Raw genomic sequence first — 5,795 nt, forward strand, 5'->3', positions numbered from 1 at the left:
GCCAACACCTATTACTGGATCGATCCGGCGCGCGACGTCACCGGCGTGATCCTGATGCAGGTGCTGCCGTTCGCGGACGGCCAATGCCTGGAAGCCTTCGCCGGCTTCGAGCGCGGCATCTATGCCGGGCTCGATGCGGCGGACCAGAAGGCGGCGTAAGGGGGCCGTCACTGCGAGCGAAGCGAAGCAATCCATCGTGCCACACAAAGAAAGAATGGATTGCTTCGTCGCTTCGCTCCTCGCAATGACGTTGATGGACAGGAGTCCGCATTCTCGCGGCGCGATCCGCCCGAGGTTTGCTTAGGATGTTTCGCGCCTTGAAATCAGAGGGCGCGGGGAATGTCGGATGCGCGCTGCACCCGCGGTCCCGTGTGCAAATGGGAGGAGGAAACGCACACGAGCAGACAGGTTCAGCGGAGGACATCCGACATTCCCTGCGCAATGGCTTTACGGCTTACTTCGCGCTCTCCCCGGAGAATCGGGCTTTTTTGCCTCCGTCGCCTTCGGATATGGCCTTTTCCGCGCCCGGTCGGGCCGACAGGCCTCCGAAGACTTGACGCCAACCACTGAGGCGTCAGGACCACACGACTTCACCGTACGCGGGCAGCACCGTTCGTCAGCGCGCCGTCTGATCGCTCACGGATCCCTAACGAACCCGCCCTGCCATCACGTGTCACGCCTGACGCTGCCGCGTCCACCGCATCCCGCCCCGCGTCAATGACGATGGCCAACGCCCCTCTGTGGGACAGGACGGGGAGGATTTTATCGGTGATTCGGGGGAGGGGTCAAGGGGATTTCGGAAAATCAGAACTTTTACGAGAGTAATCGTTACGACCGTTGTTTTCGCTTGCGCCAGTCCGGCTGCGACGCGAGCGCAACCGTGACGGCGAAGGACCAGGCCCGGGTATTAGCTGCTGGCGCGATGGCGCTGGTCAATTACCGCACGGAAACCTATTCTAGGCCGCTATTCCTCTGGTTTAAGGTGTCTCACTATGCTCGCTGAAGGCCATCAACGGCTTGCTGACAAAATCTGGTCCGTCGCCAACAAATTGCGCGGCCCCTACCGCCCTCCGCAGTACCGAAAAGTGATGCTGCCCCTGATTGTCCTGCGCCGCCTTGACTGCGTCCTGGAGCCAACGAAGGACCAGGTCCTCAAGCAAGTAGATGCATTGAAAGCCAAAAAGCTCTCGCCGGAGGCTATTGTAAAAGCCTTGGCAAAGGTCGCAAGCAAGGATCGGAAGCAAGCGCTTTTCAATACAAGCAAGTACACGTTTAGAAAGCTGCTCGGTGAGCCGCAAGGCATTGCCCGTATACGATCCCGCCTGCGGCACGGGCGGCATGCTGTCAGTCTCGGAACAGTACATTCGTGAGCAGAATCCCCAGGCTCACCTAACATTGTTCGGGCAGGATTATAACGACGAAGCCTACGCGATTTGCTGCTCGGACATGCTGATCAAGGACGAGCCTGTCGATAACATTGTGCCTGGCGATATTCGAAAGCGCCAATTTAAATCCATCTGCGGCTGTCTTCAAAGCAATCCTTGCGGCGCTATCAGAGCACGATCCATCGGCCGATATTTGTAGGGACAGTAAGGGCAATGCCGAGGCTGATCCCGAGCTTCGGAACACAGAGAGTGTGTCTCTTCCTCCCGTGCCCCTGCCCCTACCTATCGGTTACAAAGGAGCTAATGGAAAGGAACCTAGCAACGACGCATTAGTGGAATTGGTGAAGGAGCATTGTGACAGCTATTTTGAGCGGGAGGTGATGCCTCACTGGCCCGACGCTTGGATTGATTATTCCAAGACGCGGGTTGGTTACGAAATTCCAATCAATCGTCACTTTTACACATATGCCCCACCCCGGACTCTCGATGCCATCCAAGCGGATATTAACTCGGTCGAGGACGATATTGTAAAAATGCTAAAGGCTGTCGCATGACCGCCCATAAGGCATATCCCCACTATTCGGCAATGTCCGCTACGGGAGTGGCGGAGCTGCCCTCCAATTGGACGGCAAAACGGTTGCGCTTCGCCTGTAGCGTCAATCCGTCCAAATTACGTTATGACCTGCCATCGGATACACTGGTTACCTTTATCCCAATGGAAGCCGTGGGCGAAGGTGGCGGCCTCTCTCTAGCGACAGAATTGCCCATCAACGAAATCGGAACAGGCTACACGAAATTCGAGGACGATGACGTTGTCGTTGCAAAGATTACGCCATGCTTTGAAAACACCAAGGGAGCCATCGCCAAAGGTCTTAAGAACTATGAGACAACTGAAATCGGCGACCTTCCCGATCCGCAACAGCTCTACACTCTACAAAACGACCTTAAGGAAAGTCCGGTTGTTCACCCTTCGGATATCGAACAATTTGCCGAGGTCTGGTTCCGCAACCGGAAAGATTCGACCCCGGGTGAGCATAAGCAACTCAATGCGATTCTCGACCAGGCGGTTGAGCGATACAAGTCGCTGTATGAAGCCAATCAGGAAGAATTCAAAGTAAAGCTCGTCAGCTTCCGCAATCTGTATTCCTTCCTTTCGCAAATTATTCCGTATCAAGACTCTGATCTCGAGAAATTGTACACCTACGCAAGATTTCTTCTTCTTAAGCTACCGCGACGTGAGAGTGGGCTTGGCTATGAGATGGAAGATGAAGTGTCGTTGCGCTTCTACCGGCTACAAAAGATTAGCGAAGGCCGCATTGAGCTCGGCTTTGGCGAAGCGGACCCTTTGAAAGGCCCGACCGAAGTTGGCACGGGGAATTATGATGATAAGTCGGTAGTTCTCTCCCAACTCATCGACAAACTGAATGAGCGCTTCGGCACGGATTTCAAGCCTGCCGATCAGCTTTTCTTCGATCAAGTGACTGAGGCGGCTGTCGAGAGTGACACCCCGAGGACGGCGGCGCGCGCAAACACTTTGGATAACTTTAAGCACGTGTTTGAGCGCATGCTTGAAGGACTTTTCATCGATCGGATGGAAGGAAACGAGGAGATTTTTGACCGTATCATGCAAGATGCGTCGTTCCGGGACGTGGCATCGTCGCATCTAATGCGCGAGATTTACGAGCGGCTGCGAGCGGGTGCCAAAGCTGAAAGGAATGCTGAGTAGCGGCCCCGTCGCGCTGCGACTCCCCCTCACCCGAAATTCGCGCTTCGCCCGAATTTCGACCTCTCCCCGCATCCGCCTTCGCCCCAAGGCGGGCTTCGGCGGACAAGAGCGGGCGTGGTGAATAACGCTCCTACACCGGCAGCCCGTTCTGCTGCGCCAGTTCCTTCAGCGACACTTGCGGCCGCGCGCCGATGTGCTGGATCACTTCGGCCGCGGCGAGCGCGCCGAGGCGCCCGGCGGCCTCATGGCCGGCGCCGCGCGCCAGCCCGAACAGGAAGCCGGCGGCGAACAGGTCGCCGGCGCCGGTGGTGTCCACGATTTTCTCAATCGGAAACGCCGGCACCGCGGTGACGCCGTCCTTCGCCACCACCACGCAGCCCTTCTCGCTGCGCGTCACCACCGCGAGCCTGGCGTCAAGGCGCAACTGCTTCAGCGCGCCTTCGAAATCCGAGGTCTGGTACAGCGAATGCAGTTCGGCCTCGTTGGCGAACACCAGATCGACCGTGCCGTTTCGCATCAGCTCGAGAAATTCGTCGCGGTAGCGATCGACGCAAAAGGAATCCGACAGCGTCAGCGCCACCTGACGGCCCGCATCATGCGCGATCGCCGACGCCTTCACGAACGCCTCCTTGGCGTTTTTCGGATCCCAGAGATAGCCCTCCAGATAAAGCAGCGCCGCAGCCGCGACCTCGGCGGCGTCGATATCGGCAGGGCCAAGCTCCTGCGCCGCGCCGAGATAGGTGTTCATGGTGCGCTCGCCATCGGGGGTCACCAGGATGTAGGAGCAGCCGGTGGCCGGGCCGTCCGCCGCCGGTTTGGTCTCGAACGCCACCCCCGCGGCGCGGATGTCGTGGGTGTAAAGCCGGCCGATCTGGTCATTCCTGACCTTGCCGACATAGGCGGCGCGCGCGCCGAGATTGGCGACGCCGACAATGGTGTTGGCCGCCGACCCGCCGGACATCTCGGTGGCGGGCCCCATGTCGCGGTAGATCGCCGAGGCGCGGGCCTCGTCGATCAGCGCCATGCCGCCCTTGGTCATGCCGTGGCGGCCGAGAAAGGCCTCATCGGTCTGCACCAGCACGTCGAAAAGCGCATTGCCGATCCCGAGAACGTCGTATTTCGCTGAAGTCATCCAAAGAGTCCTGTTGCGTGTCCTGTTGGCGATTGCGATGGCGCGGAAAATCCGGTCCAACTTGCCTGATCAAGTCGCCCGATTTGATGCAGCGACCTATCACGATCAACCCAGCGCCAGCAAGCGGCGGTGCTATGGAACTGCTTCATGATCCGTTCCTTCCTCACCGTCTCCGCCGGCACGCTGGCCTCGCGGCTGCTCGGCTTTTTGCGCGACGCCATGATCGCCGCACTGCTCGGCGCGGGCGGCGTCGCGGACGCGTTTCTGGTGGCGTTTCAGCTCGTCAATGTCGTGCGACGGCTGTTGACGGAGGGCGCGCTGAACGCAGCACTGGTGCCGGCCTGGCTGCGCGTGCGCGAGACGGAGGGCCCCGCCGCGGCGGCCGCGTTTGCCGGCCGCGTGCTCGGCACCGTCAGCGCAACGCTGATTCTGGCTGCGGCCGTGATCGGCCTTTTGATGCCCCTGGTCATTGCCGCGCTGGCGCCGGGCTTTGCCGGACACGACACGCTGCGGCTCGCCGTCGACGACGCCCGCCTGATGCTGCCTTACCTCGCCTTCGCGGGACCGGCCACGGTGATGATGGCGCTGTTGAATGCGCAAGCCCGCTTCGCGCTGACGGCGTTCGCGCCGCTGTTGTTCAATATCGCGCTGATATCGGTGATGATCGGGCTCGTCTTCTTAGAAAAGGACGCGGCCGATGCCGCGCTGGTGATCGCGGCCACGGTCGGGATTGCCGGGCTGGTGCAGCTGCTGATGCTGGTCCTGCGCCCCGGCGGCAACCGCATCGCCACGCCGCTGCGCGTCGGATTCGATTCCCAGATGCGCGGCTTTTTCGCCAAGGCGGTTCCCGGCATGATCGCCAGCGCCGGTCCGCAATGGCTGGTCGTCGGCGGCGCGATCCTGGCGTCGTCGTCGCCCTCCGCGGTGTCGTGGCTGTATTTCGCCAACCGCCTGATCGAACTGCCGCTCGGCCTGGTCGGTGTCGCCATGGGCACCGTGCTGGTGCCCGAACTGACGCGCGCGCTGCGCCTCGGCGACCGCAAGGCGATGATGCATGCCGAGTCGCGCGGCCTCGAGCTCGCCGTCGGCCTGGCCTTGCCGGCGACGCTCGGATTGATCGCGCTCAGCGCGCCCGTGGTGCGGATGCTGTTCGAACACGGCGCATTCACCGCCACTGATGCCGCCGCCACCGCGCAGGCGCTGATGTGGCTGGCGCTCGGCCTGCCCGCCCATGTGCTGGTCAAGGCGCTGTCGCCGGCGTTCTTCGCGCGCGACGACACCACCACGCCGCTGCTGGCGACCGTGACGGGTGTAGCGGTCGCCGTCGTGCTGGCGCTGGTGTTGAGCCGATGGTTCGGAGCCAGCGGCATCGCCGCCAGCATCGCGATGGGGGCCTGGAGCAGCGCGCTGGCGCTGATCCGCCGTGGTGCCGTGACGTTCGGGTTCTCGATCGATACGGCGGCGCGGCGGCGACTGCCGCGCATCGTGGCGGCAGCACTTGCGATGGGCGGGCTGTTGTGGCTGGCGGCGCCGTTCGTGCTCGGCCCGGGTG

At 61.3% G+C, this 5,795-nt stretch carries 6 protein-coding genes and 1 pseudogene; 6 read left to right on the forward strand and 1 reads right to left on the reverse strand.

Translation table 11 applies throughout. The features are described 5' to 3' along the window. From E8A46_RS21315 to E8A46_RS21330, 5 genes and pseudogenes are all read left to right on the forward strand, one after another. Positions 1-159 (forward strand): annotated as a pseudogene (locus E8A46_RS21315) (1,4-butanediol diacrylate esterase); the annotation flags it as partial. 833 nt (positions 160-992) lie between these two features. After that, complete coding sequence (locus E8A46_RS21320; RefSeq protein ID WP_291565530.1) at positions 993-1,370, forward strand: type I restriction-modification system subunit M N-terminal domain-containing protein; 378 nt, start codon at positions 993-995, stop codon at positions 1,368-1,370. Further along, on the forward strand, positions 1,339-1,584 hold the full coding sequence (locus tag E8A46_RS30485; protein WP_363252263.1) for a hypothetical protein: 246 nt from the start codon (positions 1,339-1,341) through the stop codon (positions 1,582-1,584). Before E8A46_RS21320 ends, E8A46_RS30485 begins: the two co-directional genes overlap by 32 nt. Continuing rightward, positions 1,478-1,939, forward strand: a complete 462-nt coding sequence (locus tag E8A46_RS21325; RefSeq protein WP_291565532.1) for a hypothetical protein — start codon at positions 1,478-1,480, stop codon at positions 1,937-1,939. The genes E8A46_RS30485 and E8A46_RS21325 overlap by 107 nt, the downstream gene beginning before the upstream one ends. Beyond that, positions 1,936-3,111, forward strand: coding sequence for a hypothetical protein (locus E8A46_RS21330; RefSeq protein ID WP_291565535.1), 1,176 nt, complete (start codon positions 1,936-1,938; stop codon positions 3,109-3,111). Before E8A46_RS21325 ends, E8A46_RS21330 begins: the two co-directional genes overlap by 4 nt. Before the next feature lie 130 nt (positions 3,112-3,241). On the opposite strand, the gene E8A46_RS21335 is transcribed toward E8A46_RS21330, so the two are convergent. Continuing rightward, on the reverse strand, positions 3,242-4,243 hold the full coding sequence (locus E8A46_RS21335) for an adenosine kinase (RefSeq protein ID WP_291565537.1): 1,002 nt from the start codon (positions 4,241-4,243) through the stop codon (positions 3,242-3,244). Between the two features lie 147 nt (positions 4,244-4,390). Here E8A46_RS21335 and murJ point away from each other — a divergent pair. Next, on the forward strand, positions 4,391-5,795 hold a 1,405-nt coding region (murJ, locus tag E8A46_RS21340; protein WP_291565539.1), incomplete at its 3' end, for a murein biosynthesis integral membrane protein MurJ.

It is taken from the genome of Bradyrhizobium sp. (assembly GCF_004799445.1).
GTDB lineage: Bacteria > Pseudomonadota > Alphaproteobacteria > Rhizobiales > Xanthobacteraceae > Bradyrhizobium.